Consider the following 13,989-nt stretch of genomic DNA (forward strand, 5'->3'; position numbering starts at 1 on the left):
CGTCATTTTTATGTCGCTCAAATTATTGATGTAACTTAATGATAAGTATGTAAATAAATTTTGGTATAAATCGTGCATTTAGACATATATCTACATCAATTCGAGATTTGATTATGGCCCTTGCTAGCGTGCTTAAACCACAGTTTTTTTCTGCAAATCAGTATAACCCATGTTTACTTCAAGAGGAGTACATTGGTGAATTAAGCGATCTGCGCAAGCAAGCAAGTTGGCTTTCACATTTGGTTGATACCATGCCAGCAGGTGTGGTTGTACTTGATGGCAAAGGGTTGATTGCAAAAGCGAATCAAATAGCGATTGATATGCTTGGCGAGCCACTTGAAGGCGAACGCTGGTTTAATGTTATTCAGCGCTCTTTTAGGCCACATCAAGATGATGGTCACGAAGTGTCTTTAAAAGACGGGCGCCTAATAAAACTTGATATTACCGCTTTAGCCCCAGAGCCAGGGCAACTTATTTTAATGACGGATTTAACCGAAACTCGCCGTTTACAAAAACGTGTTGCACATATGCAGCGATTAAGCGCGCTGGGTAAAATGGTTGCGTCACTGGCGCATCAAGTACGTACGCCGCTCTCAGCCGCTATGCTGTACGCTGCTAATTTAGGGTCTAAGCGCTTACCCGAAGCATCTCGCGATAACTTTCAAACAAAGTTAATGTCGCGTTTAAAAGATTTAGAAACTCAAGTAAACGACATGCTGTTATTTGCCAAAAGTGGCGATCAGCAAGTTGTTGAGCAAGTTTCAATGCAGCAGCTTTTAACAGAAGTTAAAGCAGGTGCTGATGCGATGGTCGCACTTAATGAAAGTGAGCTGGATGTAAGCTTACCAGAGCCAGATATACAAATAGTCGGTAATAAAACGGCATTGGCCAGTGCTATTCAAAATCTTGTGCACAATAGTATTCAAGTTATTGGCGGCGGTGCAAAAGTAAAAATTAGCGCACAAAGAGATTTAAAAGATTTAGATATGGTTCGTATTAGCGTGAGCGACAATGGCCCAGGTGTTGATTTAAGCCAAAGCGATAAAATTTTTGAACCATTTTTTACTACAAAAAGTCAGGGCACAGGTTTAGGACTTGCTGTAGTGAGTTCGGTGGCTAGTGCGCACCAAGGCCGTGTTGATGTGACCAATAATACGCAGGGTGGTGCCTGCTTTAGCTTGTTACTGCCTATTAAGGCAACATCTAAATTAGAGGGATCATTATGAGTAACACTATTTTAGTTGTCGAAGATGACGCTGGGCTTCGTGAAGCCTTAATAGATACCCTTGAAATGTCGGGTATTGAATGTGTTGCAGCGAGCAGTGCTGAGCAAGCTATGTTACTGCTTAAAAAAGATCAATTTTCGCTTGTTGTAAGCGACGTGCAAATGGGCGCAATGAGTGGCCTTGATTTACTACGCAGTATTAAATTAAACCACCCTGATTTACCTGTATTGATGATGACGGCGTACGCCACAATCGACGATGCGGTAGAAGCCATGCGCCTAGGTGCAATTGACTACATGGCTAAACCATTTGCACCTGAAGTGCTGTTAAATATGGTGAGCCGTTATTTGCCTGAAAAAGCAAAAGAAACCGACGGCCCCATTGTTGCTGACCCAACTAGTATTCAATTATTGGAGCTTGCAAGTAAAGTAGCACGCTCTGATGCAAGTGTAATGGTACTTGGCCCAAGTGGTTCTGGTAAGGAAGTACTTGCGCGTTATATTCATGATAAGTCGAGCCGATGTAATGAGCCATTTGTAGCGATTAACTGCGCGGCTATTCCTGAAAATATGCTCGAAGCCACGTTATTTGGTTATGAAAAAGGGGCTTTTACGGGGGCGATTCAAGCATGTCCGGGTAAGTTTGAGCAAGCACAAGGCGGTACTATTTTACTTGATGAAATTACTGAGATGGACTTAGGACTACAAGCTAAACTGTTACGCGTACTGCAAGAGCGTGAAGTAGAGCGTTTAGGGGGGCGTAAAACAATTCAGCTCGATGTACGTATTTTGGCAACCAGTAATCGTGATTTAAAAGAAGCTGTGTCTGAAAATCAGTTTAGAGAAGATTTATATTACAGGCTTAATGTTTTTCCACTTATGTGGCGACCATTGAGCCAACGCCCTGGCGATATTATTGTATTGGCTAAGCATTTAATTGAGCGCCATATAAGTAAAAGCAAAGAGCCTATGGCGTATTTAGATAAAGCTGCCGAGCAAAAGTTACTGGCTCACGCGTGGCCTGGTAATGTGCGCGAGCTTGATAACGTTATACAGCGTGCACTTATATTGCGCACGGGTAACACAATAAACGAGCATGCTATTTTTATCGAAAACTTAGTATCTAATAACTTTGTTATGGAGCCATCATTGGCACCAGCGCAAACAGTATCGCCAACAGAATTAGCTCACGCAGATAAAGGCGTTGACAAAAGCACGCTAAGCTCTGCATATTATGATGAAAAATCGCATGCCGAGGATGAGCCTAAGCAAGGTTTACTAGCGGCAGATACCGGTAGCTATAAAGATGAGCTTAAAGACAAAGAGCATCGCATTATTTTAGAAACCCTTGCACGTTGCCAAGGCAAGCGTAAAGACGTTGCCGAAACGTTGGGCATAAGCCCACGAACTTTACGTTATAAACTAGCGCAAATGCGCGATTTAGGTATTTCACTTCCTGCATAACCTCCTATAAACCCTAAGTTTGCGCTACGAACTTAGGGTTGTCAAAACTCTGACTAACACAAATTAAAGTTAACCTATTGTATTTTAATGATTAATTATTTGGCATGCTTTGTGCTTTATTACTTGTAAGAGTTCACTGCGTGTCAGAGATAAATTATGAAAATTCAAAACAGTGCTGTATTTCAAGAAATGCAATCAATGGCTTTAGAAGCCGGCCGTAATAATCAAATAAATAAATTGCCGACTCAAGTTCAACCTACTTCTACTTCCCAGTTTGGCGACATGCTAAGTGATGCACTAAATTCAGTGCATGGATTACAACAAGATGCCGCGCAAAAAGTAACAGCAGTTGAGATGGGTGATCGAAGTGTATCGCTTGCTGAGGCGATGATTGCTTCTCAAAAATCGTCAGTTGCTTTTGAGGCTACAGTACAGGTTCGTAATAAACTTGTTGAAGCTTATAAAGAAATCATGAACATGCCTGTTTAATTAGGTAGTGGAGAATTATTGTGGCGCAATCTAACCAATCTACAGACCTAGCACTTGCTGGTGGCGGTATTGACCAAAGTGGTGGTGATGATCAACAAGAACAAAAGTCAGGCTACTTAAGTGCTTTAAATGGTGTTGATGTATTGCGCCAAGTAACATTGGTTATAGCATTGGCTATTTGTTTAGCTATCGCGATTTTCATTATTATTTGGGCTCGTCAGCCAGATATGCGCCCGTTAGGCAAAATGCAAACTGAAGAGCTTATTCAAACACTCGACTTTTTAGATGCGCAACAAATTGAATATCAACTAGATGGCAATGTTGTATCGGTTGATGAAAGCGAATACCAAAATATTAAATTGTTAATGACCCGCGAAGGGTTAGAGCAAGGGCCAGCATCTGGCTCTGATATAATTATGCAAGATATGGGCTTTGGTGTAAGCCAACGCTTAGAGCGCGAACGCCTAAAACATGGCCGTGAACAGCAATTAGCACGGACCATTGAAGAGCTTAATAATATTACTCGCGCTAAAGTATTGTTAGCCATTCCTAAAGAAAACGTATTTGCCCGCAGAGAGAAAAAACCATCAGCAACTGTTGTATTAACACTCAAACGTGGACGCTCACTTGACCGTGAAGAAGTAGATTCTGTTGTTGATATGATTGCTTCGGCAGTACAGGGTTTAGAGCCTATGCGAGTTACTGTTACCGATCAAAATGGTCGATTACTAAATTCAGGTTCGCAAAGCTCATTAGCAGCACGCTCTCGTAAAGAATACGATTTAGAACGTAAGCGCGAACAAGAGTACCTTGAAAAAATAGACAGTATTTTAATACCGGTTGTTGGGCTTGCAAACTATACAGCTCAAGTTGATTTGAGTATGGACTTTAGCTCGATTGAGGAAACTCAAAAGCGTTATAACCCAGACCTACCAGCGGTTAGAAGCGAAACCACATTTGAAGAAAATAACATTGGCGGCCTAGCTGTTGGTATTCCAGGTGCGCTTACAAATCAGCCACCGTTAAACTCGAACATTCCTGAGGTTGCGGGGCAAGGTGGTGCAGGCACAGCTACATCACCAACACGCAGCCACAAAGAAGCCACGCGTAATTATGAACTCGATACAACCATTTCGCACAAGCGCCAGCAAAGTGGTGTAATACGTAGAATAAGCGTATCAGTTGCTGTTGACTACATCGCTAAAGTGGGAGAAAACGGTGAAACAACCATGACTCCACGTTCGGTAGAGGCATTGTCAAATATTCGTCGCTTACTACAAGGTGGTGTAGGTTTTGATATGCAACGTGGTGATGCACTTGAAGTCGTGACAGTGCCGTTTGTACGTGAAGAAACAAATTTAGCAATAGAAGTGCCACTGTGGGAACAAGACTGGTTTATGAAAATAGCCCGCCTTGTATTAGGCGCCTTAGTTATCATTGTATTGATAATGGCAGTAGTAAAACCAATGCTTAAACGCTTAATTTACCCAGACGATACACTAGAAGAATACGACGAAGATGCATTAAGTTCAGGCGTAGATATTGGCGACAATACACTTGATATGCTAAATAAAGACTTTGATTCTGCTTCGGTTGGTTTCTCAAGTGATGGTACACTGCAGTTACCGGATTTACATGGCGACGAAGATTTACTTAAAGCAATTCGTGCCCTTGTAGCTAACGAACCAGAACTATCATCACAAGTAGTCAAAGCGTGGTTAACAGAAGATGACTGATCAAGAACAAAAACAACTCCCGCCAGCCTTTGATGTTGATAAGCTAGATGGGGTAGATAAAGCCGCTATATTACTTTTGAGTTTATCAGAAGAAGATGCCGCGCAAATCCTTAAACACTTAGAACCTAAACAGGTGCAAAAAGTGGGTATGGCGATGGCTGGGTTACAGGACTTATCACAAGCTAAGATTAGCGCTGTACACAACTTGTTTATAGAACAAATTCAAAGCTTTAGTACCATTGGTTTTCAGTCAGAAGACTTTATTAAAAAAGCGCTTACAGCAGCACTTGGTGAAGACAAAGCCGCTAGCCTTATTGACCAAATTGTTATGGGCTCAGGCGCTAAAGGCTTGGATTCATTAAAATGGATGGACTCTAAGCAGGTAGCAAACATTATTCGTAATGAGCATCCACAAATTCAAACCATTGTATTATCGTACTTAGAGCCAGAGCAGTCTGCTGAGATTATTGCTCAGTTCCCTGAAAAAGTGCGCTTAGATTTAACCATGCGTATTGCAAACCTTGAAGAAGTTCAGCCGGCAGCACTGCAAGAGCTAAACGAAATTATGGAAAAACAATTTGCCGGCCAAGCAGGTGCACAAGCCGCTAAAATGGGTGGCTTAAAAGCAGCGGCAGATATTATGAACTACCTAGATACCAACGTAGAAGGGCAGTTAATGGACTCTATTCGTGAACATGACGAAGAGATGTCGCAGCAAATTCAAGATCTTATGTTTGTGTTTGAAAACTTAATGGATGTTGAAGACCGCGGTATTCAAGCAATCCTACGAGAAGTACAACAAGACGTATTAATGAAAGCAATTAAGGGCACCGACGATGCGCTTAAAGACAAAATACTGGGCAATATGTCTAAGCGTGCAGCCGAAATGCTTGCTGATGATTTAGAAGCTATGGCACCGGTACGCATAAGCGAAGTAGAAGCGGCGCAAAAAGAGATTTTATCAACAGCGCGTCGTTTATCTGACTCAGGTGAAATTCAGCTGGGCGGCGGCGGTGGCGAGGAGTTCCTGTAAACTATGAGCAAACTCAAAGGACGCACACTTCGGGCTGATGAAGCCGATGAATTATTAAAAAACTGGGCTATTCCAGATGTAGCACCAGATGAGAGCAGCTTTGGCAATCGCTCTACGGCTTACGGCACACCGCTTAGTGAGTTGTACAAAAAAGAATTAGCCGAAGAAATGCCTATTGATGAGCCACAAGAACCAGAACTCCCTGCGCTTACCATGGTTGAGCTTGAACGCATTAGACAAGACGCGTACGAAGAAGGCCTTAAACAAGGTCATGAGCAAGGCTACATAGACGGCTTTGAAAAAGGCGTTGGCGAAGGTAAAGAAGCTGGCTACAAAGAAGGCTTAGAGCAAGGTAAAACACAAGGCCTTGAAGATGTAAAACCATTAATTGAAGAGCAGTTAACAAGTTTAAAAGCCATTTTAGAGGGGCTAACTGCACCGCTAGATAAAGTGGACGAACAAGCCGAGAAGCAATTAGTACAACTTGCTAGCATGTTGGCGGAAGCTGTTATTTATCAAGAAGTAAAAACATCGCCTGAAGTGATTTTACATACTTTAAAGCAAAGTATTGATTCACTTAATGCGGAGCAAGAAAAAGTACGAATCCATTTAAACCCCGAAGATTTAGAACTCATAAAAGAGAGCTACGGCGAACAAACCATTATTGATAATAACTGGCAATTAATGGCAGAGCCCACTCTTGAGCGCGGTGGCTGTGAAGTTAAAACAGCGCAATCGTCACTCGACATGACCTTTAAAACACGTGTCAAAGAAACGTTGGATAGTTTTTTGCATAATAGTGGTATCTAACTATTTTATTGGCGTGTTATGTCAACTCAACGTGCACCTTTAAGCGAACGCTTATCTCAATATCAACAACATATTAAAACCCCAGCGCCTGCTGTGGCAGGTATTTTAACGCGTGTTGTTGGCCTTACCCTTGAGGCTAGAGGTTTACGTGCACCCGTTGGTAGCCAATGTAAAATAGAAACTATGAACGGCTTTGTAGACGCCGAAATAGTCGGTTTTAACGATCAAACTTTGTACTTAATGCCTAACGACCACATCTCTGGTGTATTACCTGGTGCGCGTGTTATTCCTCAAGTAAATAATTTAGGTTTACCTGTAGGGATGAGTTTATTAGGCCGCGTGGTGGATGGTTTAGGGCGACCGCTAGATGGCTTAGGTAAAATTAATGCTGAGCATCATTTAAAGTTTGCGCAAAATACTATAAACCCGCTTTCAAGAAGACCAATCACTAAGCCTATGGATGTAGGTGTGCGTGCTATTAACTCGGTTATCACAGTAGGGCAAGGCCAGCGTATGGGCTTGTTTGCAGGCTCTGGTGTGGGTAAATCAGTACTTCTCGGTATGATGACCCGAGGTAGCGAAGCCGATGTCATTGTTGTTGGCTTAGTGGGGGAGCGTGGCCGCGAAGTAAAAGAATTTATTGAAGAAATACTCGGTGTAGAAGGGCGCAAACGCTCAGTTGTTGTCGCAGCGCCTGCTGATTCATCACCACTTATGCGTTTAAAAGGCTGTGAGAGCGCCGTAACTATTGCAGAGTATTTTAGAGATCAGGGTTTAAACGTATTATTGTTACTCGATTCGGTAACGCGTTATGCAATGGCACAACGTGAAATTGCACTTGCTGTTGGCGAGCCGCCCGCTACAAAGGGTTATCCGCCTTCGGTGTTTGCTAAATTACCTGCGCTGGTGGAGCGTGCTGGTAATGGCGGTGAAGGGCAAGGTTCAATTACTGGCTTTTTTACGGTGTTGAGTGAAGGCGATGATATGCAAGACCCTATTGCTGATGCAGCGCGAGCTATATTAGATGGACACATTGTACTATCGCGTGATTTAGCTGACAGTGGGCACTATCCCGCTATAGATATTGAAAAGTCGATTTCGCGTGTTATGCCTCAAGTTGTTTCTGAGCCGCATATGCAACAAGCCCGAGTGCTTAAACAAGTGTATTCAATGTATCAACAAAACAAAGACATGATTACGTTAGGCGCTTATCAAAAAGGGACCGATCAAATGCTCGACCAAGCTATAAATATGATGCCAAGAGTGAATGCATTTTTACAACAAGGTATGCGAGATGTCATTAGTTACGATGATGGTCTGCAAGGACTTGCTCAGTTATTAGGACAAGCATAATGGCTAAAAACAAACTCGATTTATTGCTCAAAATTGAAAATGATAAAGAAGAAAATTTGCGCATGAGTTACTTACAAGCCAATCAAAACTTGCAAGCAAACCAACAAAAACTACAAGGTTTAAACAATTTTAGACTTGAATACTCTCAGCAGTTACACCTAAAAGGTAAGTCGGGTTTATCTAGTGCAGGGTTTGGGCAGTACCATGCTTTTATAGCTAAAATTGAAGAGGCAATTCGCCAACAAGCAAGTACCGTAAATACCGCTAAGCAAGTTGTTACTCAACGTAAAACTCTATGGCTTAAGCAGCAAATTAAAGCTAAAGCAGTTGCCAAACTAATCGAAAATCAAAAACTCAAAGCAAATGCGTTAATGGCAAAAAATGAGCAAAAAATGTTAGATGAATTTTCAGCTAATCAGTTTTTTCAACGTCGTAAAGCTTTGTAATTCAGGCACGTTAATTGCTTTGTTACTTAGTGGAATTCAACTTTTGGCGGTATGCGGTGGCATATTGCCGTAATGGTATTAGGTGATTTATGGCGATGAATAACATTTCGTTTTTAGTTTCTTCTGAAAAAGATTCACTGTTAGCTTTTAAAGACAATAGCTTAGCTAATGGCGAAGAAAATTTAGGCGATGAATTTTTAAGTCAGCTAAACGAAGCGCATAACTCTATGGAGCCATTGCTTAAAGGCAATAAAAATCCCGATGCCGAAAATTCGATTGCCATACCTAAGCATAAACAGCCAGAAGAAAATGAAAATCTGAGCATAAAGCTAGATGAAATAACAACAGACGAAGTTACTTTTGTGTCTGTTGAGATGCTTGATCAAATTAATTCAGCACAAGCAATGAGCACTTCGGTCAATAAGCCGTTCGATGCAACTAACAGTTCAGAATCAGAAAATGCAGAGCTAGAAGCTACACAAGCAGAGAATACCGAAATAGAAAACACAGAAATAGAGAATACAGAATTACAAAGCACACCAATAATTGCATCCACTAATACAAGTGATGAAGTATCGGCTAAAGAAGCGAATACAGCCAGTGTAGTGCAAAATCCAATTGCCACTAATATAGACTCTAAAACGGCTAAATTAACTGATTCAAAAAGCGATAACTTTAGCTCACCATCTTTGAATTCGTTACCATTAAATGAAGGCAAGCATCGTAAAAGTGGTGTTGCTGAAGCTATTGAAGGGCCATTAAATTCTATAAATAAAAAGCCCGATGACAGCATTGGCCCTATATTAGAAAAACCTGAAGTTGCATCAATGAGTTTTAAAGAGCAGCTAGGACAAAATAAGTCTGCTGATAAAAATAATATAGTTTTGCCAACACTCACCGACAAAGCGGGCGTTACTCAGTCTTCTTTAGTCGCAACTGAAGCTGATAATAATGCAGCAATAGATACGTTAATGACTAAAGATGCGAGCTTAATTAAAGCTAATGATGTTATTGCTAGTTTAACGCCTGAGCAGCGCTCACAACTTAACGCGCAAGTTAAAGTATTAGAAAATACTGATTCAACAAGTAACGCAACTAGTAGCACTTCAAATCTTAAGCAAATGCTTGCGCAATTTATTACTGATAACGAAAAAACGCAGAGCACTAGCACAAAACAATCTTTTAGCGCAGAAATCAATTCACTTAATACAGCTGAAAAACAAAGCTTATTAACGCAATTAAACGCTTATATTAAAGCAGAGCAGCCTAAAGGCGAGCAATTGGAAGTGCTTAAGCAAACAGTTAATGAATTAAAAGCTTCAATTGAAATAGGACTTGCCGATACCGCTAAGACCGACTCAAAAACGTTTGTAGCGTCAGAGACTCCTAATACAGTATATAATCCACAAAAGTTAAGCTTAAAGACATCGACAAACGAAGGGGCTGATTTAAATAAAGCCGTAACAACCTCAACTAAGGGTGATGATTTATTAAAATCACTTGAAGAATTACAAAAAGATGGCCTTAAAAAAATAACTGCAGAACAAACTCCTGTACGCGTGGCACAAGTATTTACGCAAATTACAGCTGCTTTAAATACTCAGCAAACGAGCACATTAAGCCAATACGACTCATTAAGTTACGAGCAGAGCTTACTTGATACCCAAATAATACAAACTCAACAATTACAAAGTACATCGCAAGTTAAGCAAGTAAGTATTGATCCTGGTGTAATGCAGGCAATTAATATTGTTAAAAGTGATGCAGCTAAATTACTGCAAGAGCGCGTTAGCTCAATGCTGAGCATTAATAACAAAGAAGCAGAAATTCGCCTAGATCCTCCCGAAATGGGCAGTATGCAAATACGTATTCGTAGCGATGCAGAACAAGCACATATAAACTTTGTAGTACAAAACCAGCAAGCCAAAGAAGCACTTGAACAATCAATGCCGCGCTTACGTGAAATGTTAGCGCAACAAGGGTTAGAGCTTGGTGAAAGCACTATTTCTTACGGGCAATCAGGTGGTGAAACTGCCGAGCAAAGTGAGAGTGGACCCCAAGGTAATATGGCTAATAATAAGTCAGTTAATGATGAAAACGACGAGCAAGCAAATAACACTGCACAAAGTTCTCGACAACAAACTTCATCATCAATAGATTACTATGCCTAAGTGCTGCTATTATAATAACTAAAACAAGCAAGTACCTTTGCGATTAAAGGAATCATGATGGCTGAAGAAACAAGTTTAGAAATTGAAGAAACCGGTAAAAGTAAAAAGAAACTAATAATAATCATAGTAGCTGTACTATTTATTGTAGGCGGTGCTGCAGGTTACTTTTTTATGTCGGGTTCGGATGCGCCAGTTGAAACCTTAGATGAAGAGACTGCGATGTCAGCAGATGCACCTTCTGCTGCAGTTGGTGATTCAGCTGAAATAGGCAGTGCTTTATATGTGTCAATGCCACGCCCATTTGTATTTAACGTTCCCGGTTCAAGTCGCGACAGAATTGTGCAAATTAAAGTGCAGTTACTAGTACGTGGCGAAGTAAATGAAGAAACAGCCAAAAAACACATTCCACTAATAGAAGGGACGCTACTAAGCGTGTTTTCTACTACAACTGCTGATGAGTTAAGTACGAGCTCTGGTAAAGAAACACTTCGTTTTTCTGCACTTGAAAAGGTACAAAAAGCCTTAATGGATGTTGAAGGCAGCAAAGTAATAGAGCGGGTATTGTTTACCGGCTTTGTGATGCAATAAGGGGTTAGCGTGAGCGATTTATTATCCCAAGACGAAATTGATGCGCTATTACATGGCGTTGATGACGTTGAAGAGGAAGATATACACGAAGGTGAAGATGGCGGGGGAAGTACGCTTCAGTACGATTTTTCTTCGCAAGATCGGATCGTGCGTGGTCGTATGCCGACGCTGGAAATTGTTAATGAACGCTTTGCTCGTCATATGCGAATTAGCCTATTTAACATGATGCGCCGCACCGCAGAGGTGTCTATTAACGGCGTGCAAATGATTAAGTTTGGCGAGTATATTCATACTTTATTTGTTCCAACCAGCTTAAATATGGTCCGTTTTAGACCTTTAAAAGGCACTGGCCTGATTACCATGGAAGCACGACTTGTGTTTATTTTGGTAGATAACTTTTTTGGTGGTGACGGGCGTTATCATGCAAAAATAGAAGGCCGAGAATTTACCCCAACAGAGCGCCGAATTGTACAAATGCTCCTTAAAATAATCTTTGAAGATTATAAAGAAGCTTGGGCACCGGTTATGGATGTATCGTTTGAATATCTCGATTCTGAAGTAAACCCAGCTATGGCTAATATTGTAAGCCCAACAGAGGTTGTGGTTATTAGTTCTTTCCATATTGAGCTCGATGGCGGCGGCGGCGATTTTCATATTGCACTTCCGTATTCAATGCTTGAGCCAATTCGAGAGCTGTTAGATGCGGGTGTTCAGTCTGATACTGAAGATACTGATTTGCGTTGGAGCAAAGCGCTTCGCGATGAAATAATGGATGTAGAGGTTGAAATATCAACTCAGTTACTTGAAGTTGATTTAACCTTAAAACAAATTATGGAACTCAAAGCCGGTGATATTATTCCGGTTGAAATGCCTGAGCATATAACCGTGTTTGTTGAAGAACTACCTACATTTAGAGCCAAAATGGGTCGCTCTCGCGATAATGTTGCGCTTCAAATTAGTGAAAAAATTAAACGACCTGATTCAGTTAAATCTGAGCTGCATGTATTTACCAAAGGCGGCAAGAAAATTGACTCAGATGCAGAATTAGCAGAACTAGAAGATGATTTACACCTCTCTGACGGTGTAGACTTAGACTGGTAATTGATTAAAAGGTTAAAAGTATGAGCGATGATCAAGACACAATGGATGAATGGGCAGCAGCATTAGCAGAAGCCGAAGCTCCAGATGATAGTAGCGAAGCACATGTTGCAGAGCTTGATGAGTTAAGTGATTCAAAACACGAAATGAGTGGCGATGAAAAACGAAAACTCGACACTATTTTAGATATCCCCGTTACTATTTCAATGGAAGTAGGGCGCTCTAAAATTAATATTCGTAACTTATTGCAACTTAACCAAGGCTCTGTTGTTGAGCTTGACCGTGTTGCGGGCGAGCCGCTAGACGTGCTAGTTAACGGTACTTTGATAGCCCATGGTGAAGTAGTTGTAGTAAACGACAAGTTTGGTATTCGCTTAACTGACGTGATAAGCCAAGTAGAGCGGATCAAAAAACTACGATGAGCTTATTAGTTGCTTTAACGAGTTCCGTTTTTTCAAAAGCAGATGTGGCAACACCAACTGGAGATATACTCTCTATGGTGCTGTCGCTTGTAATGGTGCTAGTACTAATTATTGTGCTGGCATTTTTTGTTAAAAAGCTTAATCCAAATTTAGCAAACAGCGATGAATTTAAAGTAGTCAGAAGTCTACCTTTGGGTTCTCGCGAGCGTTTAATGGTTGTTGAGATAGATAATGCTCAGCATTTACTTGGTGTAACTCCCCACAGTATTAATTACTTACACAAGTTAGAAACCCCATTAAGTGAAAAAGAACTACCTGAATTAGCTAAACGATTTGGTAAACTTTTAAACCCGCAATCAAACCAAAATAAAAAGAATTAAACCTATGACAAAGTGGCTGCTTATTATTTTTGCCATGGTGTTTGTACCAAATGTAAGCGCAGAAGGAATTGATGCGCTTACTATTACAACAAACGCTGATGGCACACAAGATTACTCAGTAACGTTACAAGTTTTAGCAATTATGACGGCGCTGAGTTTTATACCGGCTGCCATAATTATGATGACCTCCTTTACACGAATTATTGTTGTACTCGCCATTTTGCGCCAAGCAATTGGTTTGCAGCAAACACCGTCAAACCAAGTGTTATTAGGTATGTCGCTTTTTTTAAGTATTTTTATAATGTCGCCTATTTATCAGCAGGTAAACGAGCGAGCTATAGAGCCTTACTTAAATGAGCAGGTTACTTCAGTACAAGCATTAGAGCTGGCTAAAGAGCCAATGAAAGCCTTTATGCTTTCTCAAGTTCGTCTTAAAGATTTAGAAACGTTTGCTAAAATTGCCGGTTACGATCAGCTAGATTCGCCACAAGATACACCGTTAATAGTGCTTATACCCGCCTTTGTAACCAGCGAATTGCAAACCGCATTTATAATAGGGTTTATGTTTTTTATCCCATTTTTAATTGTTGATTTAGTGGTCGCCTCAGTATTAATGGCGATGGGTATGATGATGCTTTCACCCATGATTGTGTCCTTACCGTTTAAAATTATGTTATTTGTACTTGTAGACGGTTGGAGCTTAGTGATGGGGACTCTAGCCAAAAGCTTTGGTTTAGGGACTTAGTATGCAAAGCATTAACATGACCCAACAAT

At 40.9% G+C, this 13,989-nt stretch carries 14 protein-coding genes; all 14 read left to right on the plus strand.

The features are described 5' to 3' along the window. Positions 1-113 precede the first annotated feature (113 nt). The 14 genes from GQR45_RS05345 (at position 114) to fliP (ending at position 13,960) form a co-directional block, all read left to right on the plus strand. Positions 114-1,226, plus strand: a complete 1,113-nt coding sequence (locus GQR45_RS05345) for an ATP-binding protein (RefSeq protein ID WP_007581877.1) — start codon at positions 114-116, stop codon at positions 1,224-1,226. Further along, positions 1,223-2,689, plus strand: a complete 1,467-nt coding sequence (locus tag GQR45_RS05350) for a sigma-54 dependent transcriptional regulator (RefSeq protein WP_165725374.1) — start codon at positions 1,223-1,225, stop codon at positions 2,687-2,689. Before GQR45_RS05345 ends, GQR45_RS05350 begins: the two co-directional genes overlap by 4 nt. Positions 2,690-2,845: 156 nt before the next feature. Further along, positions 2,846-3,178 (plus strand): flagellar hook-basal body complex protein FliE, encoded by a 333-nt coding sequence (gene fliE, locus GQR45_RS05355; RefSeq protein ID WP_007581879.1) that lies wholly within the window; start codon positions 2,846-2,848, stop codon positions 3,176-3,178. A 20-nt stretch (positions 3,179-3,198) separates the two neighbouring features. Then, a complete protein-coding gene (fliF, locus tag GQR45_RS05360; protein ID WP_007581880.1) occupies positions 3,199-4,914 on the plus strand; it encodes a flagellar basal-body MS-ring/collar protein FliF in 1,716 nt (571 codons plus the stop codon). Then, positions 4,907-5,947, plus strand: coding sequence for a flagellar motor switch protein FliG (fliG, locus tag GQR45_RS05365; RefSeq protein ID WP_007581881.1), 1,041 nt, complete (start codon positions 4,907-4,909; stop codon positions 5,945-5,947). The genes fliF and fliG overlap by 8 nt, the downstream gene beginning before the upstream one ends. Positions 5,948-5,950: 3 nt before the next feature. Next, on the plus strand, positions 5,951-6,757 hold the full coding sequence (gene fliH / locus GQR45_RS05370; protein WP_165725375.1) for a flagellar assembly protein FliH: 807 nt from the start codon (positions 5,951-5,953) through the stop codon (positions 6,755-6,757). A gap of 18 nt (positions 6,758-6,775) precedes the next feature. Next, positions 6,776-8,110 (plus strand): flagellar protein export ATPase FliI, encoded by a 1,335-nt coding sequence (fliI, locus tag GQR45_RS05375; RefSeq protein ID WP_024589949.1) that lies wholly within the window; start codon positions 6,776-6,778, stop codon positions 8,108-8,110. Beyond that, positions 8,110-8,556, plus strand: coding sequence for a flagellar export protein FliJ (fliJ, locus tag GQR45_RS05380; protein ID WP_002959337.1), 447 nt, complete (start codon positions 8,110-8,112; stop codon positions 8,554-8,556). The genes fliI and fliJ overlap by 1 nt, the downstream gene beginning before the upstream one ends. 89 nt (positions 8,557-8,645) lie before the next feature. Continuing rightward, positions 8,646-10,727, plus strand: coding sequence for a flagellar hook-length control protein FliK (locus tag GQR45_RS05385; protein WP_165725376.1), 2,082 nt, complete (start codon positions 8,646-8,648; stop codon positions 10,725-10,727). 57 nt (positions 10,728-10,784) lie between these two features. Continuing rightward, a complete protein-coding gene (gene fliL, locus GQR45_RS05390) occupies positions 10,785-11,315 on the plus strand; it encodes a flagellar basal body-associated protein FliL (protein ID WP_165725377.1) in 531 nt (176 codons plus the stop codon). A 9-nt stretch (positions 11,316-11,324) separates the two neighbouring features. Then, on the plus strand, positions 11,325-12,416 hold the full coding sequence (fliM, locus tag GQR45_RS05395; protein WP_007585802.1) for a flagellar motor switch protein FliM: 1,092 nt from the start codon (positions 11,325-11,327) through the stop codon (positions 12,414-12,416). A gap of 20 nt (positions 12,417-12,436) precedes the next feature. Then, the gene (gene fliN, locus GQR45_RS05400; RefSeq protein WP_007585803.1) at positions 12,437-12,835 is read left to right on the plus strand and encodes a flagellar motor switch protein FliN; all 399 of its coding nucleotides are present in this window, start codon (positions 12,437-12,439) and stop codon (positions 12,833-12,835) included. Then, complete coding sequence (fliO, locus tag GQR45_RS05405; RefSeq protein WP_007377952.1) at positions 12,832-13,215, plus strand: flagellar biosynthetic protein FliO; 384 nt, start codon at positions 12,832-12,834, stop codon at positions 13,213-13,215. Before fliN ends, fliO begins: the two co-directional genes overlap by 4 nt. A gap of 4 nt (positions 13,216-13,219) precedes the next feature. Continuing rightward, positions 13,220-13,960 carry a flagellar type III secretion system pore protein FliP gene (gene fliP / locus GQR45_RS05410; protein WP_165725378.1) on the plus strand — a complete coding sequence of 247 codons (741 nt, stop codon included), beginning with the start codon at positions 13,220-13,222 and terminating at the stop codon, positions 13,958-13,960. Positions 13,961-13,989 lie beyond the last annotated feature (29 nt).

Origin of the sequence: Pseudoalteromonas sp. SA25 (genome assembly GCF_011378705.1) — a bacterium.
Taxonomy (GTDB): domain Bacteria; phylum Pseudomonadota; class Gammaproteobacteria; order Enterobacterales; family Alteromonadaceae; genus Pseudoalteromonas; species Pseudoalteromonas arctica.